This window comes from Flammeovirga yaeyamensis (assembly GCF_018736045.1).
GTDB classification, from domain to species: domain Bacteria; phylum Bacteroidota; class Bacteroidia; order Cytophagales; family Flammeovirgaceae; genus Flammeovirga; species Flammeovirga yaeyamensis.
In genome coordinates this window covers 4,118,219-4,139,227 of sequence record NZ_CP076132.1, presented here as the reverse complement: position 1 = coordinate 4,139,227, position 21,009 = coordinate 4,118,219, and the positions used below count along the sequence as shown (strand labels likewise).

At 32.7% G+C, this 21,009-nt stretch carries 17 protein-coding genes and 2 pseudogenes; 15 read left to right on the top strand and 4 right to left on the bottom strand.

The genetic code is table 11. The annotated features are described in order from the left end of the window. Window positions 1-8: 8 nt before the first annotated feature. Both KMW28_RS16305 and KMW28_RS16300 read right to left on the bottom strand, forming a co-directional pair. Window positions 9-1,199, bottom strand: a complete 1,191-nt coding sequence (locus KMW28_RS16305) for a hypothetical protein (protein WP_169662736.1) — start codon at window positions 1,197-1,199, stop codon at window positions 9-11. Window positions 1,200-1,413: 214 nt separating this feature from the next. After that, entirely contained in the window at window positions 1,414-2,253 is an 840-nt protein-coding gene (locus KMW28_RS16300; protein ID WP_084005994.1) for a lysophospholipid acyltransferase family protein, read from the bottom strand. Window positions 2,254-2,665: 412 nt separating this feature from the next. On the opposite strand from KMW28_RS16300, the gene rplU reads away from it, so the two are divergent. From rplU to KMW28_RS16235, 13 genes and pseudogenes are all read left to right on the top strand, one after another. Continuing rightward, a complete protein-coding gene (rplU, locus tag KMW28_RS16295; RefSeq protein ID WP_066212899.1) occupies window positions 2,666-2,977 on the top strand; it encodes a 50S ribosomal protein L21 in 312 nt (103 codons plus the stop codon). Between the two features lie 36 nt (window positions 2,978-3,013). Further along, window positions 3,014-3,274 (top strand): 50S ribosomal protein L27, encoded by a 261-nt coding sequence (rpmA, locus tag KMW28_RS16290; RefSeq protein WP_066212902.1) that lies wholly within the window; start codon window positions 3,014-3,016, stop codon window positions 3,272-3,274. A gap of 232 nt (window positions 3,275-3,506) precedes the next feature. Beyond that, window positions 3,507-3,698 (top strand): annotated as a pseudogene (locus KMW28_RS28520) (DnaA N-terminal domain-containing protein); the annotation flags it as partial. 756 nt (window positions 3,699-4,454) lie between these two features. Then, window positions 4,455-5,573 (top strand): annotated as a pseudogene (gene dnaA, locus KMW28_RS28700) (chromosomal replication initiator protein DnaA); the annotation flags it as partial. Between the two features lie 15 nt (window positions 5,574-5,588). After that, window positions 5,589-8,369, top strand: coding sequence for a hypothetical protein (locus KMW28_RS16275; protein WP_169662735.1), 2,781 nt, complete (start codon window positions 5,589-5,591; stop codon window positions 8,367-8,369). A 97-nt stretch (window positions 8,370-8,466) separates the two neighbouring features. Then, window positions 8,467-9,012: an LPS export ABC transporter periplasmic protein LptC gene (gene lptC / locus KMW28_RS16270; RefSeq protein ID WP_169662734.1), complete on the top strand. Its 546-nt coding sequence runs from the start codon at window positions 8,467-8,469 to the stop codon at window positions 9,010-9,012. 10 nt (window positions 9,013-9,022) lie between these two features. Beyond that, window positions 9,023-9,247 (top strand): hypothetical protein, encoded by a 225-nt coding sequence (locus KMW28_RS16265; RefSeq protein ID WP_158297492.1) that lies wholly within the window; start codon window positions 9,023-9,025, stop codon window positions 9,245-9,247. Next, window positions 9,244-9,441: a hypothetical protein gene (locus KMW28_RS16260; RefSeq protein ID WP_066204482.1), complete on the top strand. Its 198-nt coding sequence runs from the start codon at window positions 9,244-9,246 to the stop codon at window positions 9,439-9,441. The genes KMW28_RS16265 and KMW28_RS16260 overlap by 4 nt, the downstream gene beginning before the upstream one ends. A gap of 1 nt (window position 9,442) precedes the next feature. Then, a complete protein-coding gene (locus KMW28_RS16255) occupies window positions 9,443-10,213 on the top strand; it encodes a hypothetical protein (protein ID WP_169662733.1) in 771 nt (256 codons plus the stop codon). A 197-nt stretch (window positions 10,214-10,410) separates the two neighbouring features. Beyond that, window positions 10,411-12,507 (top strand): VWA domain-containing protein, encoded by a 2,097-nt coding sequence (locus KMW28_RS16250; protein ID WP_169662732.1) that lies wholly within the window; start codon window positions 10,411-10,413, stop codon window positions 12,505-12,507. Between the two features lie 335 nt (window positions 12,508-12,842). Next, window positions 12,843-14,363, top strand: a complete 1,521-nt coding sequence (locus KMW28_RS16245; RefSeq protein WP_066204494.1) for a nicotinate-nucleotide adenylyltransferase — start codon at window positions 12,843-12,845, stop codon at window positions 14,361-14,363. Between the two features lie 201 nt (window positions 14,364-14,564). Further along, the gene (locus KMW28_RS16240; protein ID WP_169662731.1) at window positions 14,565-15,140 is read left to right on the top strand and encodes an RNA polymerase sigma factor; all 576 of its coding nucleotides are present in this window, start codon (window positions 14,565-14,567) and stop codon (window positions 15,138-15,140) included. A 1-nt stretch (window position 15,141) separates the two neighbouring features. Then, complete coding sequence (locus tag KMW28_RS16235; RefSeq protein ID WP_169662730.1) at window positions 15,142-15,993, top strand: hypothetical protein; 852 nt, start codon at window positions 15,142-15,144, stop codon at window positions 15,991-15,993. Window positions 15,994-16,037: 44 nt separating this feature from the next. Here KMW28_RS16235 and KMW28_RS16230 read toward each other — a convergent pair whose 3' ends face one another. Beyond that, window positions 16,038-17,651 carry a hypothetical protein gene (locus tag KMW28_RS16230; RefSeq protein ID WP_169662729.1) on the bottom strand — a complete coding sequence of 538 codons (1,614 nt, stop codon included), beginning with the start codon at window positions 17,649-17,651 and terminating at the stop codon, window positions 16,038-16,040. Between the two features lie 288 nt (window positions 17,652-17,939). Here KMW28_RS16230 and KMW28_RS16225 point away from each other — a divergent pair, with 288 nt between their 5' ends. Continuing rightward, entirely contained in the window at window positions 17,940-18,554 is a 615-nt protein-coding gene (locus tag KMW28_RS16225; RefSeq protein ID WP_066204506.1) for a DUF3244 domain-containing protein, read from the top strand. Between the two features lie 165 nt (window positions 18,555-18,719). Here the strand turns inward: KMW28_RS16225 and typA are convergent, their stop codons facing one another. Next, window positions 18,720-20,489 (bottom strand): translational GTPase TypA, encoded by a 1,770-nt coding sequence (gene typA / locus KMW28_RS16220; RefSeq protein WP_169662728.1) that lies wholly within the window; start codon window positions 20,487-20,489, stop codon window positions 18,720-18,722. A 265-nt stretch (window positions 20,490-20,754) separates the two neighbouring features. On the opposite strand from typA, the gene KMW28_RS16215 reads away from it, so the two are divergent. Next, window positions 20,755-21,000, top strand: coding sequence for a hypothetical protein (locus KMW28_RS16215; RefSeq protein ID WP_066204512.1), 246 nt, complete (start codon window positions 20,755-20,757; stop codon window positions 20,998-21,000). Window positions 21,001-21,009 lie beyond the last annotated feature (9 nt).

Sequence of the window (21,009 nt, the reverse complement as noted above, 5' to 3'; positions counted from 1 at the left end):
AATATTAATTAATTGTTGTAATAAAATTGGGAATCAATTTTAAGAATGTCTTTACTCAGTTTATGTAGAATCTTACCGTTTTCTTTCACTACAAGGTATTTTTTATCAGAGTAGAAAGTATATGTTTTGCCACCTGTTTTTACTTTCATTAAATTCTGATTAGTCATTTGAACATAATACGGTTGATAAGATTTTAAAGCGATGATTTCATGACCTCTATAATAAAAACCTAATAATTTCTTGTTATGAGGTTTCATGGAGATGTAGTGTTTATCTAAGAAAGACAACACTTCTTCTTCATTTTTATATTGTATATCAAAATAATCTGTATTTATTTCAAATAAATATTCTCCATCAAAAGCCATTTCTGAACTCTTTCTTTTGTGTTCTAAGTATAGCCAGCTATCATGATCTTTCACTACATGGTAATCAGAGTCAAAACTTAGAGCATCTTTTTTAACAGAAACACCTTGACGTGTGGGTTCTTTTTTCTTTCCTTTAATATATTTAGGGAATAGGGAGTTATAGATTACTTTTTCAAAATGAGCTAAACTCGAAGCTTTTCTGATTTTGGCAGGCCCTCTTGTGGCTACTACTTCAACCTTTTCTTCTTTGTATTCCTCAGTTGTTGGTAGTTCTTCTAGAGTAGCTTCCCCTCTATGTCTTTTGTTTTTTCTGTTTTCTTTTAAAACAAATCCAGCACCTACCTGTCCGGCATCTAAAACATCATCGTGTTTTTGTTTGTTTGAAGTAATAGCAGCCTTCGAAGGAGCAGAAGTATACGTTTTGGAAGTAAACTGATAACCGATTTGTTGGTCCATATTTTTCATCACAGCACTTCTTGCTAAAAGGTAATGCTGATTAGAAGAAATGATGTCGTGTACTTTTACAGAAGCAACAACGAATCCTAGTTTCTTCACCATAATGAAGCCAGTGACTTTAGAATTGGGCTGAACATTTACCTTTAACATCCTTCCAAAATCTTTGACTGGATGCTTAATGGTTTTTCCATTAATATTAGCAATAATGACTAATTCATTAATTTGTTCAGTTTTATCTACAAAGGCAGAGATCTGATCATCAGATTTGTTAGCTAACAAAACTCCATCCCAAAATGGAGGGGTAAATGTTGCAAGAGAGTCAGTATACGTAATAAGTACAAAAAATATACTTAATAGTAATAAGGTAATTTTTTTCATGATTATGATAGGTATCGCTGAATCAGCTATATAAGTAACGTCAGAAAGTTATTGTTATTTCATAAAAATAGATTGAGTGCAAAAAAATATTTGAAAATGGCAAAGAGTCAAAATATTAATCTGTTACAAATCATATAACAAAAAAACGGATTACTTGAATAATTCCAAAATAATCCGTTTTAATTTAAATTATAAATTGTCGTTTTTCAGATAGTTAGCTAAAATTAGGCTTATCATCTGGATTTTGACCAATTTCATTTGTAATCTTAGTGACAATCTCATCAACACTTGCGTCCGCAGAGAATTGGATTGGGTCTTTAATTTGTACTTTAAGTTTGGTACCTCTTTTCTTAAATAACAATCCTTTTTTATCGAAAGCTCTTCTAAAACCATCAATAACAATAGGAACAACAATTGGGTTGTAACTTTTAATTATGTTACCCGTTCCTTTTCTCACTGGAGCATAAGGACTTGTTGTACCTTGAGGGAAAGTAACTAACCAACCTTGATCCAATGCTTTTTTAATTTTTAAAGGAGCATTAATATCGGCACCTCTTTTTACATCTTTACCCTGTGCTCTCCAAGAACGCTTTACCGTAACAGCTCCCGCCAATGAAAATATTTTAGGTATTATACCACTTTGTTTCATCGTTTCTTCAGCTGCTACATAATAAGTATTCACCCTTGGGTTTAACATATATATAGGTAAAGGAGCAACTCCTTTTTTAAATCCCCATTTAGCACTTGCGAAAATGTGATAAAAAGAAATAACGTCAGTGTAATATGTTTGGTGGTTGGAAACAAATAGAACATTATTTTTTGGAAGGTCTTTTAACTTCTCCATTCCCTCAACTTGTAAGTTGTTATGCAACTTTAATCGGGGATAGGTTAAGGCCGCTAAAGTGCCAATGAGCATTCTCTTTAAAAATATAACATTACCGAAATTATCTCTTCGGATAAGTTGGAACTTCTTTTTATTCTTTGTTTCAACCGAGCTAGTATCTTTAAATATATCTTTAATGTCCTGTTTTTTCTCCTTATTAATCTCTTTCATAAGTACTAATATGTTGTGCTATGTAAGTCCTCTTATTTTTTAAATAAAAGGCCCTTTATTATATATACTATAAATTGTGTTAGTGAGTTCTGATTTATTTAATAAAATTAGGATAACACAAAAATACGAAATAAAAAATGGAAGAAAGACTCTTTTACGAAAGACTTTTTATTGTAATTTTCTAAGATTAGTAACTACGTGTGTATTACAGAAGTATTCATTCACTTTTAAGCGAATATTTTTATTCTTTAGAATTATTTAATGTATGCAATCATTGATTTTCGCCCAAATAAGGAGTATTTAAATTCTTTAAGGATTAATCTTCAATGTTTTAATCATAAAATGTTTGTCTATCCGAAAAAATAGAGTTACATTTGCAGGCATTTCGAGGGAAATTATAATCGAAGACATAATGTACGCAATTGTAGAAATAGCAGGTCAGCAATTCAAAGTTGAAGAAAATAAATACATCTACACGCACAAACTTGATCAAGAAGAGGGTGCTGCGGTAGAATTTGAAAAGGTTCTTCTTGTTGATAACGCTGATAATGTATCAGTAGGAGCACCAACTGTAGAAGGTGCTAAAGTGACAGGTAAAGTACTTGGTCACGTGAAAGGCGAAAAAGTAATCGTCTTCAAGAAAAAGAGAAGAAAAGGATACAGAGTGAAAAACGGTCATAGACAACATTTCACAAAAGTCCTTATCGAAGGTATCTCTAACTAATTTATTTGGAACCGAAATTCCTAACGATAAAAAAACATGGCACACAAGAAAGGAGCGGGTAGCTCAAGAAACGGTAGAGAGTCGGAAAGTAAACGACTTGGTGTGAAAATTTTCGGAGGTCAGTTTGCAAAAGCTGGTAACATCCTAGTTAGACAACGTGGTACTAAGCACCACCCAGGTCAAAACGTAGGTATGGGTAAAGATCACACATTGTTCTCACTAGTTGACGGAACTGTAGAGTTCAAAAAGTCAAGATTGGGAAGATCTTTCATCTCAGTTGTTCCTTCAGCGGAATAGTCTATTAGATGACAAGAAATATAAGCCCAAATCTTTTAAAAAGATTTGGGCTTTTTTATATCCAATATTTAAATTGTCATCAATCAAGGAATTATTGTGTTCATTATTTAGTGTCAATACTTTAATTTTTATCTAATTATTGTTTATAACTTTAGAACTATTAGAGTAAAAGCATTATTTTAGCATATTGTTTCATTAATATTTTGAGCCTAACAAGAGGAGGATTTTACACATGGGAAATGATGGTGTTGCAGTTTGGCGAAGTTGCCTAGATATTATTAAAGATGAAATCTCTGCACAGAGTTTTCATACGTGGTTTATACCTATTAAACCCGTTAAATTGGAGAATAATGTCTTAACCATTGCTGTTCCAAGTCCTTTTTTCTATGAATGGCTTGAAGAATATTATGTACACGTTCTTAAAAAAGCAATTAGTGCTGTTTTAGGACCACAAGGTAAATTGGAGTACTCTATGATGATGACTCGTAGACCTAAAAATGCTCCATTTACATTACAAAGAGGCCAACAGGCTCCACAACAGCAACAGAATTTTGATCAATCTTCATCATATGGAAATATGAATCAAAATTCAGGGTACAATCCTCAACAATTTAATTCGCCACAACAACAACAAGGAAGAACTCCTAATCAAGGGAATTTCAATTCTCCATATCAAGAAAATACCAATCAGAATCCTTCTCAAGGGGGAATGCAAGGTGGTGGATTTAATCCACAACAGCAGCAACAGCAACAAAGACCTGCAAATCCAAACCCATATGCGAAGGAGAATCTAGAAAAAAATAGATCAAATTATATGCAGAATGAAGGATTTAATACACCTTCTCAAAACCCTGCATCTAATAACGATATGCAAGGTTACCCTGATGGAAATAATTTCTATAATTCTAATCAAGGTAACTCTTCATATGGAACGCCTCCTCCAAACAATATTGGAAACAACCTTTGGGGTGAACAGGCGCAAAATCCATCACCTCAGAATAATCCACAAAGTCAAAATCCTCAACAACCAAATAAGAGGGAATCTTTAGGGGGAACGCAATCAAATAGCTATCAAAATCCTCCTCAGTATAGAAAAAGTGGTAATAATGCTATGCCTCAATACCGTAATTCTCAGCAAAACAGAATGATGGAAGAGCAGCAGCAACAACACCAACATCGTCCTCAAACTCCTCCTCAGGGTGGAAACATGGATGGTTTTGTAGATCACTTTAGAGTCCCTAATGCACAAGAAAGTACATATAGAGAATCTTATTTAAATCCTACTTATACTTTCGAGACCTTTATTGAAGGAGATTGTAACCGTTTGGCAAGATCTGCGGGTATCGCTATTGCTAAAAAGCCAGGAGCTACCGCATTTAATCCATTAGTAGTTTATGGAGGTGTTGGTCTTGGTAAAACACACTTAGCACAAGCAGTAGGTAATGAAGTGAAGTACAGTGACCCATCAAAATTCGTTTTGTATGTGTCGTCTGAACAGTTCACTACTCAATTTATTGAAGCATTAAAGAACAATAATGTACAGCAGTTTACCAACTACTACTTACAAGTAGATGTACTTATTGTAGATGATATACAGTTCCTTGCTAAAAAGGAAAAAACTCAGGAAAATTTCTTCCACATATTTAACCGTTTGCATCAAAATGGTAAACAGATAATCATGACTTCCGATCGTCCTCCAAGAAGCTTGGAAGGCTTAACAGATCGTTTATTGTCAAGATTTAAGTGGGGATTAACTGCAGATATTCAAAAGCCAGATTTTGAAACTCGTGTAGCGATTGTAAAACAAAAATTGATGTCTGAGGGAGTGATGGTTCCTGATGATGTTGTTGAATATTTAGCTTACAATATCGACTCTAATATCAGAGAGTTAGAAGGAACGTTAGTTTCTCTAGTAGCCAATGCATCCTTGATGCAAAAGCAGGTAGATTTGGACATGGCTAAAAATGCTTTGTTGAATATCGTCAGAAATACAGAGAAAGAAATTACCATTGAGTTTATCCAACAAATTGTAGCAGAGTATTTTGGTATTTCAGTTGACGAACTAAAATCGAAAACAAGAAAGAAAGATATTGCTCAAGCAAGACAAATAGCCATGTATTTCTCTAAAGAATACACTAAAGAACCATTAAAATCTATTGGTAATCAGTTTGGTGGTAGAGATCATAGTACTGTTGTGCATGCAAGTAAAGCAGTAACGAAACGTACTGCATCTGATGCTTTATATAACCGTATTTTAGAAGAGTTATTAGATCAGATGAACATTAAAAGTAAAGGATAATAAACACATTTTCCCTTGCCTAAATTAAACGACAATCAAAAGCTTTTATTCACTCAATTAATAGCCCTAGTATTTATATTTATTGGGTTCTATTTTATTGATAATACCAGGAAATCCTCCTACGAAACAGACATTTGGCATGTGGTAGCAAGTGAAGCTATTGCTTTGGTAGAAGTGGAACACCCTTCAGAACTTCTATCTGTAAAAGATTCATCTTCTTTTTTTAATGCTGTAAAGGGCCTCGGAGGCGGAAAACAATCTGATAAAGTACTCTCAAAGTTTTTAATTCTTCTCGATTCTGCCGTTCAAAACCCTACTTTAGGAGTGAAAGGGAATGTCTATTTTTCCCTAAATTCGACGGGTAGTCAACCCACTTCTTGGTCATTTTATATCCCAACAGAAGAACGTTTTTATATCGACTATTTTCAGCAATTAAAGAGTTTACCTAATAAACGCTTTAACAGAAAATACAAAGGTGTTGAAGTACAAGAATTCGAATTGAATGGATCATTATTATCTGTCGCCAAAATCAGGAATTTTATTGTAGCCTCTACTGATGCTTTATGGATAGAAGAAGCTATTAGAAATGATGGTGAGCGTTTTTATGACGAATATTATTTTCAAACCCTAAATCAAAATTTTAAGGAATACAATACATCTTTAGCAGACGGGGTGAATGTTTGGATTCGTTCTAATGCAGTTGTGGATTGGTTTGAGAGTATGAATAATTTAGGGGTGACTCATCCTTTTCCAAGCTTGATGGATTATACTTTTGGTTTAAAATTATTCGAATGTACTGAAAAGAAAAATGAAGTTTCTATTAAAGCCCATAATACACTAGATCCAAATAGTTTCTTGTCTTATGTCGATCAGACACTGAGTTCATCAAAAGATTTGGCGCATAGATTAATGACGGACGATATAGCCTTTTATGAAAGATGGAATGTGAACGATGTAGACGGATTTATTAAATCATCTCAAGCTTATTCTATCAAAAACAATCCAACTTTTCTTCAGCAAAAAAATAAACTATTTGATACTAATGGCATAGATCCTACGCTGATTACGCATCATTTAAAAGGGGATTTTGTAAAAGCAATTGTACCTTCAGTAACAGGAAGGGATTGGAGTAATATTTATTTTTTTCAAGTGAATGATCAAATCGGTATCGATAAAGATTTAATTGATTTGAAAAGGGCTTATGAAAAATCCAATCAACAAAAAGCAGAGATCATTGGCCGAAATGGTTTTTCTATTCTTCGATTAAAAGTAAATAACCTTACAGGTATGGTGTTCGGCCAAAAGTTTGACGCTAACAGCGAGGCCACCTATTTAGTAAGAGTAGATAAATTTTTAGTAGTTGCTACTGATCTTCCTATACTTTCGAAGTGGCTTAATGATTGGTTGATTAAAAGAAGATGGTCGAAGCAAAAAAGATTTCAGGAATTGGTGACAAAGCTGAATAGCTTGCAATCGAAAGCCTCTTTTGTGATGAACACCACTGCTTCTTGGTCTTCTATGATGAATAGCTTTTCGAAACCCTACCAGAAATATCTTACCCGTTATAGACAATTATTATTGAGCTTGAACTTTCAGGTGTGGTCATATAACAACAAAGAGTTTGAGTGGACAGCATTGTTTAGTGGTGACCTAAAAGAAGGAAAAACAAAAAGTACAGAATTATTATTCTCTAGAGAAACTGGTGTTGATTTAAAATATCCACCATTCTTATTTAATAATGAAATGGGTAACCCGGAAGGGTTTGCTTTGATTGATAAAGAAAACATTTTAGAGGCCTATAACTTTACAGGAGATACGGTTTTTTATCAAGAATTTGATTCTTTACTATCTTCTAAACCAGAATTGATTTGGGATACTGAACATAAAGCATCACTTTTTGTTAGTCAGAACAATAAAGTATTACACCTCAATAGAGAGGCACAATATTTTAATGATTTTCCAGTACAACTTCCAGATGTTTCTCAGATAGAATATTTAAAATGGTTGCCATGGCATGCCGATGGTAGTAAAGAATTCTATCAAAATACAGAAGGTGTCGTATTAGCTGTAGACACATTAGGTAATATATATGGTATTGATTTGGATGGTCAATTAAAAGGAAAATGGCAACCTGTGAATACGTTACATAGATTATGTATGCCTCCATTTGTCTTCGAGTCCAATGCTAAAAAATACGTCATTACACTTTCTAGTGAAGGTAAATTAATTCTGTTTGACCATAAAGGAAATTACATGAAAGGTTTCCCTAAATTGTTCAAAAAGAAAGTATCGCCTAAGTTATTCGTTGAGGAAGATGCTACACTAGGAGATACCAAAATTGCCTTTATTTCTAAAATTGGTCAGATTGTAGAGTTGAACGCAGAAGGAGAGGTATTGAAAAATGAAATGCTTGGTGATAGAGCATCGAATAGAAGGTTCCAATTGTTGATTGATGAAGCTAGAAATAGAAATTATCTGATTTTGAACCAAAGATATGGACATTTACAGGTGATGAACAGCGGGGGACAGCAACTTTTTACCAAACAGTTTAAAGAAAACTCTTTAGTGATTGGTCAATATTTTGATTTTGGTGTAGATGCCGAAATCGTTGTCATTACTTTCCCGAAAGAACAAAAGGCCTACCTATTCTATTCTAATGGTCAACCGTTTATCTCTTCTCCAATATCAAATGATAAGGAGGTAGAGATTATCTATAAACCTGAGTTACAACAATTCATATTGGTTTCTTCAGTTGATAACAAAACAGAAATACGTACTATAGATCGAAGAAATTAGGTGATAAAAACTAAAATACTGTTAATCTCACTACAAAGATCAATCTAATGTATATTTTTGTAGTGTCAAGTGTTTTCACATAACAACAAGACAAACAATGATTAAGAAAATATTTATATTATTAATTGCTTCAGCAGCATTATTCTCTTGTGGTAAAAAAACAAGAACTAAGAAAGAAGCAAGACAAATAGCTTTAGGAGTGGATACTCCAGATTATACTGCTTTTAATATTGAAACAATGCATACCGAGGATGCAGTGCCGAAAAATAAATTGAAAGCAAAAGTACAGATGCGTTACAAAAACGGTAACGAGAGGTATCCAGAGGGGATTGATATTGTTACTTATGATCAAGAATCTAGTGAAGAATCATCTCACTTAATTGCCGATAGTGCTATCTATACAGCTGACAGTACCATGTATACAGTTTATTCTAATGTGGTATTGGAAGATTATAAAAAAGGACAAAAATTAGAAACAGATACGTTACACTTCAATAAGGAAACAGGTGATATTTTTACAGATGATAATGTGAAAATTACTACCGAATATGAAATTGTAACGGGTAAAGGTATGCGTGCAAACCAAAACGATCCGGAGAATTACGAAATTCTTCAAGTGACTGGTTCAGTGTACGTAGAGTAATCTTTAAAACATGAAAAAAACGATATTGGTAGCACTTGGTGCTGCCTTTTTCATTATTGGGGTAAATGAAACTTTTCACCATGGTATCTTGGCCAGTTATTGGTTGTTTATGTTATCAGGTGCTTGTTTTTTAGGAATCCAATTTTCGAAAAAAGCTACAGACAAATCAGAAGAAACACCTTCTAAGTCATCTACTTCTAAAAAATCTTCAAATAGAAAACGTAAAAAGAAATGAATTGGTCAATTGTTTTTAGAGAATTAAAGTTCTTTACATTTTTTGTTATTGGCTATATCCCTGTTTTTTTAGGGGTGATGTACGTAATTCAAGAAGAGCCTAAAATGTCTTACTTTTATCAAGGTATGTTAGTGGCATTTATTGTAACTTACGTAGTAAGAACAATATTATTTATTATGAAAAGCATTGACTAACATGAACATCAAAAAGCCTTTTTTAACCCTAATCTTACTTTTTCCTTTTTTTGTACAAGCCCAATTTTCTTTAGATCAAGAGGAAAGTTCGAAATACATTATCGATCAAGAAAAAGTATCTGATCATAAAGTTCAGATTTATAATGTCTGTTACGATCCTTCAACAAAACCTATATTTCCAAAAGAGAAAGATTTCAATAATGATCAATGGATCTACGATGCTTTGCATAATAAGGAGGATAAAAAAGGAGAGTTTTATCTTTTGATGTCAAGAGGTACGGCAATGCTTTCACGACCTGTTTTTACTAAGGAACAATTGTTATCAGAAGGTTTTCAGAAAAAAAGTATTGAGGGTTATTCTGTATCTAAAATAGATAAATTATTTGAGGCAGAAGGAAGCAAATTTAACCCAACGTACGAGTTTATAGTAGATGTGTTTTCTGCTGATGATGAAGTAGATCAACCTCATGTGAAAAGCATGATTTCTACATTGGGGGAAATTACGTGGGATAATAAAACAATTAAGCCTACGGAAACTGTAGTGAAAGTAGGTTTTAATTTTGATCGTGTAATGATGCAAAAGACGACTTACCTTACAAGGCAAATCACTTTTTATTATGAAATAGAAGAAAATAAAACCTTAGTGCAATACTATGTGCTTAGTTATGTGTATTCACTTCCTCCTTCATTTGTTGGTGGGGCAAAACTAATGATCAACAAAGTAAACGAAGGTGTTTTGTTTGGTTTTAACGCTTCAGAGAATTATCAATAAGATCTAAAAAATAAAATATCAAGATATATAGAGGGGATTTAGTAAATAAGTCCCTTTTTTATTGCATACTCTAAGAATAGATTTTAACTTTTAAGTAAGTAATCTCGATCAATCAAATCAGGTTATTAGAATTTTTTCATCAATAGATGAATGTAGCAATCGACAAATTTTAAAATAGAAGTCGGAAATCTAAATCCATGAATGGACTTTATATAGAATACTCTTGGTGGTGGATGTTTTTAGGAATAGCACTATGTGCTGCCGCCACTTATTTTTACTATACTCAGAAACAAGTTTGGACATTAAACATCAATAGAATTTTGATTGTATTGAGGTTTACTGCCCTATTAATGATATTTTTCTTGTTGTTGGACCCTATGATTAAGAGTCTGCAGCGTTATTTCGAAAAGCCAATCATATCTTACATTATAGACGATTCTGAGTCTATGATTGCCACACTTCCTTTAGAAAATGTCCAAAAATTAATGGGTAAGATAAAAGGGACAGCAGAGGAATTGGAAGCTAATGGTTACACCACAAAGTTCTATAACTTGGATGGTGAGTTGATCGAAAAGAAGAATCTTGAACAGCTTACCTTTAATCATAAATCGACCAATTTGAGTAATTCGATTCAAAAGTTGGAAGAATTAAATGAACATGAGAATCTAGCAGGTATTACCCTTGTTACTGATGGTATTTTTAATCAAGGTTTTTCTCCTTTATATGTGCCTTCTGTAGTGCCAGTTTATACGGTAGGTATTGGTGATACTATTCCTCAGATTGATTTGCAAATCAAAGATGTCTATGCAAATAAAATAGCTTATATGGGGAATAAATTTCCTGTGATCGCTGAGGTAGTTAATGAAGGCTTTGTTGGAAAAATTGTTGAAGTATCACTAAGTAATAATGGTAAAATCTTAGAGAGAAAAAGATATAAGATTGCTAACGAAAAAGGATTCGAACAAATAGAATTCTTAGTTGAAGCAAAGAAAAAAGGATATCAGAAATTTACGGTATCAGTTAGAAATTTAGATGGAGAGTTCTCGAAAGAGAACAACGTGAAATCAACTTATGTTGAGGTGATCGAAGGGAAGGAAAAGATTTTATTAATTGCCAACGCCCCTCATCCGGATATCAAGGCAATTCGTGCGGGTGTGGAAAAAAATAAAAATTACGAGCTACATATTTATATTCCTGGCTTAAAATTCAAAAATGGAATAGGCTACGATAAAACGGCTAAATATGATTTGGTCATCCTTCACGAATTCCCTAATGTCAAACAGAAAGCAGGGTTGCTTATCAAAAAGTTCTTGAAGGAGGGGTTGCCTATTTGGTATATTGTTGGCGATAAAACGGACATCAATTTATTTAATGCTCAAAACGATTTATTGATGATTAAAGGCTATAGAGGTCAAAAAGATAAAGTAACTGTAGCTTTTAATGATGATTTTAAAACCTTCACTTATAAAAAAGAACAAAAGAAAACATTGGAACGTATGCCTCCTGTAGAGGTTCCTTTTGGAGAATATACAGTAAAATCTGGAAACGTTTTGATGTATCATAAAATTGGGAGTGTAACTACTTCTAAACCTTTTATGATGATAGGTGAAAACAATGATGTGAAGACGGCTGTAACCGTTGGTACTGGGTTGTGGCAATGGAGATTGCATGAAGGACTGCTAAATCAAGATGATGAAGCGGTAGATGAATTGATTAGTAAAGTCATTCAATATCTATCTACTAAAACAGATAAGAGAAGATTTAGAGTCAATACAACTCAATCCGAATATTCTGATATTGAAGATGTAGTGATTGAAACTGAAGTATATAACGATATCTATGAATCGATTTATGGACAGACTATTGATTTGGTTATCCAGAATGATAAAGGAGAAAAATCAACTTATACTTTCTTAAACTCATCTCCTTACTTTAAATATCATTTATCTGATTTATCCGAAGGTGTTTACTCATTTAAAGCCTCCACAGAAATTGAAGGTAAAACAGAAGTTGCAAAAGGTAATTTTACTGTGAAAACAATGGAGCTGGAAGCATTGAATCCTACTGCAAATTTTGATTTACTAAGGAATATATCTGATAAAACAGGTGGCGTTTTTTATGAAGAGGCCACTATTGATGCCTTTTCTGATGTATTAAAAGGAAATAAAGCACCTCAAAAAATTCATGCAGAAGAAACTTATAAAGAGTTGGGATCTACATTTTGGATGTTGACATTTATCTTTGTACTTCTTTTCTCAGAATGGATTATCAGAAAAATTTATGGAGCATTTTAATTATTTAACTTAATACGTTGCTATTTCAATTGCTAAACAAATAATAGATGTGCAACTCTTTTAAATACTATGGTTATTTTATACTTTATTATTATGAATTCAATATTAAAAATTCGTTTTCATAATAATTAGTGTAAAAATTACATTAATATAAAAGATGTATCTATTTTAATAGATATTTTCTCTAAATAAAATTTACCTTTGCAATGTGACAATGAGGTACTGTATTTGTATAACTTCTATAACATTACACAGTGTTCGAGAGTTATTCTCATAGAGTGTCTCACATCCAGCACTGAATATATTTACACGCATAAACAGAGTACCTAATTAATATGGGATTCAACAAATTGACCACCAAGGAAAAGGCTTTAAAAATAAACCTAGATCCTAATATTTATGGTTCAATTGCAGAAATTGGAGCAGGACAAGATGTAGCTGCAAATTTCTTTAAAGCAGGTGCCGCTTCAGGTACAATCGCTAAAACAATGTCGGCTTATGATATGGCTTTCTCCGATGCAATCTATGGCCCTGAGCCAGGAGGAAGATATGTTTGCCAAAGCAGAGTAGAGCGAATGCTTCATAAGGAGTTTAGCTTATTAGGAGAACGTCTTCCAAATAGAGCAGATGATACATGCTTCTTCTCTTTTGCTGATACCGTAGAACAGTTAAACTTTAATAGAACCAACCAAGGACACGGATGGCTTGGAATAAGGTTCCAAACCAAACCAAATGGTGGAGCAAATGAAGTCGTTCTACATGTTGAATTAAAGGACAATGATCCTTTGATGCAACAAGAGACCATTGGTATTCTAGGTGTAAACCTTATCTATGCATGTTTTTACATGACAGACAATGTGGATGATTTCTTAAGTTCTCTAATGGATGAACTGAGTATTCATAAGATTATTGTCAATTTTGTAAGAGTTACTGGTCCAGACTTTATGGATGTGGATAACCGTTTATTAAGTTTATTACTTGTTAAAAACGGATTAGCTAAAACAACAATGTTTGGTCCTGATGGTCAAGTAGCTTTACCTCAAGATTTCCTATATAAGAAAAACATCTTAGTATTGAGAGGTCGATTTAGACCGATTACTAAAGTCAATATCGATATGATGGAACGTTCTTATGAGCACTTTAAGAACGATCCTGATGTAGATGAAAATAATATTGTAACAGTTGCCGAGCTTACATTAGCCAATCTAAGGATTTCTGATGATAGGAAAAAAGCAGAGAGTGACTTCCTAGACCGTATCGATATGTTATGTTCTCTAGGTTACACGGTAATGATCTCCAAATATCAGGAGTACTACAGATTAACCAACTATTTATCTCGATTTACAAGAGGTAGAAAAATTGGTGTTGCTGTTGGTATGTACAACTTGGAGTACATTTTCACTCCTAAATATTACGAACACCTTAAAGGAGGAATATTGGAAGCATTTGGATATCTATTTGGTAGGAATATCAAATTATATGTTTATCCTTCTTTATCTAGAGATCATGAACACCAAGAAACAAAAGTGTTGACAAGTAGCGACATTGTTCTTGAAAAAGATATTCGATCTTTATTTAAAGCGATGAAAGATGCGAATAAAATCGAGGACTTATCAGATTGTAATACTGAGAACCTCAATATTATTTCAGATAAAGTTTTACAATTGATCAAACAAGGTGATAAAGCTTGGGAAAATATGGTTCCACAGGTGGTTGTCGATCAAATAAAACAATTTTGTTTGTTTGATTACCCTTGTTCTGTTGAAAAGAAAATTGAGATTGAAAAATCTAGAAAAGAGTTCACTCGTCAGAGACAGCGTGAAGCCATGAAGAGAAGTTCTAAGGAACTCGTTTAGAGGTCTTTTAATTATAAAAATGAAGTCACTTTCTAATTTTTGAAGGTGACTTTTTTTTATTAATGATATAATGTAATGAGTAAACGAACTCAGGTTTATATTATTTATCAAATAATTAAAGAAAACTTCGATTTTTCCTTAGGGTGCAATATTGAGGTTTGAGGTTAATTTTGTATTATTGATTATAATCCAAACGTTATCATGGTACATCAAGAATACACATCCTCTTTATCGTCTTTATTAACTGACCTTAGTGGACATAAAGAATCCGCATGGTCTTATTTGTATATTAATTACCAATCTATGGTAGTTAATTTGATTAAAAAAAATGGAGGTGATGAAGAAGCCGGTAAAGAAATATTTCAGAATGTAGTTATTGATCTTCATAAGAATATCGAAAGAGGAAAATTGAGAGAAGACTCCAACCTTAAAAACTACATATATACACTGGCTTATAATCAATGGAGGGTTTACCTAAGGAATAATAAAGGAAAGAATGATGAATTAGATCACGATAATTCTTTATTAGATGAATCGGTAAACTTTGATGAAGAACAATATGAACTGTTTGATGATTTGTCAGGAATCATCAGTCAATTAGGAGAAAAATGCCAAGACCTAATTTTATCCAAGTATTCTAAAGTGAAGATGTCCATGGCAGAAATTGCAGAACAAATGGGTTTTGCTAATGCGAGATCGGCCACTTCTCAACTGAATAAATGTATGGAAAAGGCAAGGAATGAAGCAGTAAAAGTGCTTAAATCTAAAGAAATGTAGTATGGAAAATCAAGAACTTACGACATTATTTGATGCCTATATTGAAAATCAGTTATCGTCTGAAGAAGTGGAATCTTTTGATTTAAAATTAAAAGAGGATGCACAGTTCAAAAAAGATTTTCAAGCGCATCAATTATTGATCAATCATATTGAAAACGGTTCAATAAAAAAGGAATTAAATGATTTTGAAAATCGATTTATTCCTGATAAAACCACTTTAATTGATGACTATTTAAATAATTCATTATCTGAAGAATTAAAACTCTATGTAGAGAATAAATTAGAAAATGATGAAGAGTTTAAATTAGAAATCGAAGCACAGCAGTTATTAATTGAGCAGGTTAAAAGAAAAGTATTAAAGGAGAGGTTGAAGACGTTTGAATCATCGAATACAGAAGATGAAAAAACGGAAGCCAAAGAAGTAGTATTTAAAGTAGAACACCCTCAGGAAGAGAATCAAAAAAAGCAATTTATTTATACTAGAGTAGCCGCTATTGCTGCCTCTGTATTGATTGTACTTTTTGCTGGAATTTACTACTTAAATTCAAATTCTTTTCCTAGTTCACAAATCACATCAATAGCAAAGTATAGCATTGATATTGAACAAAAGAATAAAGGGATGGGTTTTGCTCAGTCCGATTTAGAAAAAGTACAAGTGAAAATCTATAAAAGTGAAATGCTAAAAGGACAATATAAATTTGATGATGACGTGTTATCAATTTATGTAGGAAAAGCACCCAAATCTCAAGTAGAATTGTTATTTGATGCTACATCAGATCCTCCATTTTTACTTACAATAGATCAAGAAAAATACTATGTAGACTTTACAGAGTCGCTTAAAAAATTGAAATAAAAAAAGAGGTGGTTTCATAATTAGAATGAAACCATCTCTCTTTTTTAGTGATTTATCGTCCACCTAAACCAATTTACCACTCTATTCTTTTCGAATGTGAAACCCAATCCTGCATCTTGATAATTAAGAATCATGTAAGGCTTGTCATTCCAAAGAAAAGTAGGAGCTCCATAATGTTCAAGATCTTTTACTTTATCTATAGAATCATATATAGATATACCTTTTGATGTACTCTCTTGATAAGAGTCAAAGGCTTGAATCATTAATACTTCGGTGGTTTTATTTCTAAAAATATATTTACCTACTTTGCCATCATCTTTATAGTATAAAACGGCCCAATTTCCTAGATCAATTTCGTTGTAGGTCTTATCCAATTGTAACTCTTCTGGTAGGGTATTATCAATTTTTTCTTCTGAAGCATCAAACACTATTTTTTTATTAGAGACCTCAGGAGTTTCTTCAAAGAAAGAGTTTACCCAATCGACAAAGTTATCGTAGTAGGATGCTTCTTTATTCATTTCAGCCATCAAAACTTTTTTATTATAGTTATTGATGTCACTATCCGAATGAAGGTGTTTAAATATGCTTTCGGCAGATTTATAGTTTTCATTTAATGCTCTACTGATACCTTGAATTAAATAAGCATTTTCTGATATACTCTTATTGATTTCTTGAAGGTGTTGTTGTAAATCTATGATTGTACCACTGGCAGCATCTTGGTTTCCTCTTATTGAATAAGCACAGGCTAGATTAATGTATGCCGTTTCATAATGAGGATCGAGATCAATCGCAGTTTTGAAATCTTCTATAGCTTCATCGATAGTATCAAATTGCATGTCTCGATGAATAAGGTTTGTTTTGACTTTCTTTTTTACTCTAACATCAAACTCGAAAGGGTAGATGTAGGGGTATAATGATTGATCTGTAATTTTATTGAGATAGATGTTTAATTTACATACTCCAAGGTTGTTGTGTATCAGTTTACTTGGAAAGTGATTTAGGATATAGTTTAGACAGCTATGGGCTGCTTCATATTGTTTAAAGGAATAAAGGTTTTGCCCAAACTGATAGATATTCACCAAACCTTCTACTTCAGTAATGGCCTTCAGAACAATTTTTTTTCTTTCCTCTAAAGGAGGATATCCTTTAAGGTGTTCGCTTAAATGATAGTTTTCGTAGATCTTGGTTAATATTTTAGGGAAAAGTAAATGGGTTTTATATCCAGCGATTGCTCCATAAAATAGACCAAAACGATCGGCTTTATCTTCTAATTCTTCGTTGGAGTGTAAATCAGAATCGTCTGAAAACCCAAAGTTACTGGCATGGTTTTCAAAAAAATGACCTAATTCATGTCCAACAATACAAGCGAGTGCACTTAATGAATCTTCTTCAAACTCTACACATAAGTCATAAACCTTTTCATCTATGTAAATAAAATGATTGCTACTGCCTGGGAAATACTTAGCAATATATTGAGGTTCTTCAGAAATTTTTAAAATGGGTAAGCTTCTATTATCACCTTTTCCTCTAGCGATATTTTCTAATACTTGTAAGGTTGTTTGATGCTTATAATGTTGTTTATCAAGGAATTGTCCTTTAGTGATAGAAGCAGTCAAAATAAAGAAAAGGAATAGAATATAATAGGTTCGTAAAATCATTTATGATTTGTCTTCTTAGTTAAAATCGAGTTGAAAAATAGATATATTATATAATTATATCAAACAAACTCAATATTAATATTAGGTAAACAGTATCAATTTTATATTAAAAAAATGTATTTCAGAATTCTATTTGCAATCTTAAAGCATAGTAAACCAGTTGTTTATGTTTTGTGCTTATGAAAAAAATATAAAACCTGCCAAATTGCATTTTTATTTCATTCAACTGCCACTACTTTTGTATTACAAACATTCTCATTCATTACTTGTGCGACAATTATTAAAACTATGAAAACTAATTTACTACGAGCATTTATTGTTCTCTCACTAATTTTTAATTTTATCTCTTTTTCATCTTATGCTAAAAAAGGGATTTCCTACAATTTTATAGCTTCTAAAGATGCGAAATCTGTTGTCTTATCAATTGAAAACATAGAAGGAGCAGAGGTGTATATTCATATTGAAGACATGGATAAACAAGTCATTCTAGAACGTAAAATAAAAGATGAGGATAAGTACAGTACAGTACTTGATTTCAATTGGTTAAAAGTAGGAAAGTATATTTTTACCATGTCATTTGAAGACAATAAAGTCGACAGAGAGTTTTTTATTACGCCAGATAAAAATGCCATTTTCATGAATTACTCAATGACGTCATTAAATACAGGTTTAAAAATTTCAGTAAATTTTGATAAGTTATTGTTAATAATTGGAAATAACCTCAACGGAAAAGTAAAACTCACGTTATACAATAACAGAGATAAGATAATGTACGAGAAAAGATTTATTGCTGGAGCGATGAAGCTAAAACGTTTAGATCTTTCAAATTTCCCAGAAGGAACGTACACTGCAACTCTAATTTATGGAGATAAAAAATACTCAGATTCATTTACGATTCTGTAGTTAAAAATATAAAAGTAATAATTCATTTCATTTCATACTAAGTTGGAAAGGTAGTTTAGGCATCTAAGTTACCTTTTTTTGTGTCCAATTTTTAGTATTGAATGAAGATAAAAAAAGCCTTTGATAGAAAACTATCAAAGGCTTTTGTATTGCTAAAGCTGAAAATTATTTCAACTTGATTTTTCTCATACGGATGTTTTCTGGAGTTACCTCTACTAACTCATCCTCTCTGATGTATTCCATACACTCTTCTAAAGAGAATAAACGCTTAGGAGCAATCTTACTGTTATCGTCTGATCCAGCAGCACGCATGTTGGTTAATTTCTTACCTTTAATTACGTTTACTCTTAGATCCATCGGTCTGTTGAACTCACCAATTACCTGACCTTCGTAAATGTCTTCAGTAGGATCTACGAAGAAAATACCACGATCTTGTAATTTATCTAATGAGTAAGCAGTAGGTGTACCAGTTTGGTCAGAAATAATTGCACCATTTGATTTCGTAGTCATTTCTCCTTTAAAAGGAGCATACTCTTTAAAACGGTGTGTCATAATTGCCTCTCCTGCAGTTGCAGTAAGGATATTATTTCTAAGACCGATAATACCTCTTGATGGAATTTGGAACTCAAGGTGTTGCATGTCGCCTTTTGGCTCCATAATCAATAATTCACCTTTTCTTTGAGTAGCCAACTCGATAGCTTTACCAGAAACCTCTTCAGGGACATCAATGACTAATGTTTCGATTGGTTCGTTTTTAACGCCATCAATTTCTTTGTATAAAACCTGAGGTTGACCTACTTGTAGTTCGTAACCTTCACGACGCATTGTTTCAATCAATACAGCCAAGTGAAGAATACCACGACCGTAAACGATAAATCTATCTTCAGAATCTGTTGCTTCTACTCTTAAAGCAAGGTTCTTTTCAGTTTCTTTGTATAAACGATCACGTAAGTGACGAGATGTTACAAACTTACCTTCTTTACCGAAGAATGGAGAGTTGTTAATCATAAACAACATACTCATTGTTGGTTCTTCGATCGCCATACGTGGAAGTGGATCTGGGTTTTCTACAGTTGTCACTGTATCACCGATTTCGAAATCGTCAATACCAACAATTGCACAAAGATCACCTGCATGTACTTCGGCTACTTTTTCTCTACCTAAACCTTTGAAAGTTTGAAGTTCTTTAATGTGTACTTTTTTAGTAGATCCATCCGCTTTAGCTAAACCTACAAAAGTTCTTTCTTTTAAAGTACCTCTTGTTAAACGACCGATAGCGATACGTCCAACGAAGCTTGAGAAGTCAAGTGAAGTAATTTGTAATTGAGGGTCACCTTCTGGAGACGGTGCCTCTGGTACTAAATCTACGATACCGTCTAAAAGAGGAACGATAGAGTCTGTTGGGTTTTCCCAATCTGTCCCCATCCATCCTTGTTTAGAAGAACCATAGAAAGTAGGGAATTCTAATTGTTCTTCAGTAGCATCAAGATTGAAGAATAAATCAAATACTTGATCATGTACTTCGTCTGGTCTACAGTTAGGCTTATCTACCTTGTTGATTACAACAATTGGTTTAAGACCTAAAGAAAGTGCCTTGCTAAGTACAAATCTTGTTTGAGGCATGGGACCTTCAAATGCATCAACTAAAAGTAATACACTATCCGCCATTTTTAATACACGTTCTACCTCACCACCGAAATCGGCGTGACCAGGAGTGTCAATAATATTGATTTTTACTCCTTTGTATTCAATAGCAACGTTCTTAGAAAGGATAGTGATACCTCTCTCACGTTCTAGGTCGTTGTTATCAAGAATTAATTCTCCAGTTTCTTGATTCTCGCGGAACAATTGTGCCGCGTGCAACATTTTATCTACCAATGTTGTTTTGCCATGATCGACGTGAGCGATGATAGCAATATTTCTGATACTACTCATGATTTTTATTAAGTGAACGGACAAAGATAGTATAAGAATTTTAGTTTAATAACTTTCATCATGAGATATTAATAACTATTGTCTATAAACTATAATTAATTGTTTTTCATACGTTTAAATTTTACAAACAATTAACAAGAAAAAATTTGCGAAATCGGTTGCGGAGATTGATATTTGTAATAACGATTAATAAATCAGTTGGTTAACTAAAGCAACACCCCCTAGAATTAAATAATTAATAACCTACTATAAATAACGAGTAATTATGTCAAACGAAGTAAAATTCTCAAAATTCTTGATAGGATTGTGTTTGAATACTGGCAATTCCTTTCAAACTATCGCAAAAAACCTTGGAATTAGTGCGAATACAACAGAACTTAATAATTTAGCAAGTCAATTAGAATCAAGAGGTTTAATATCAAAAGTAAAATATTCTTCTAAAGAAACATTTGCAAAGTTAACAGCAAAAGGTTCTAAACAGGCTTCAATTTTAATGAATTCTGCCGTTTAGATTCAACAA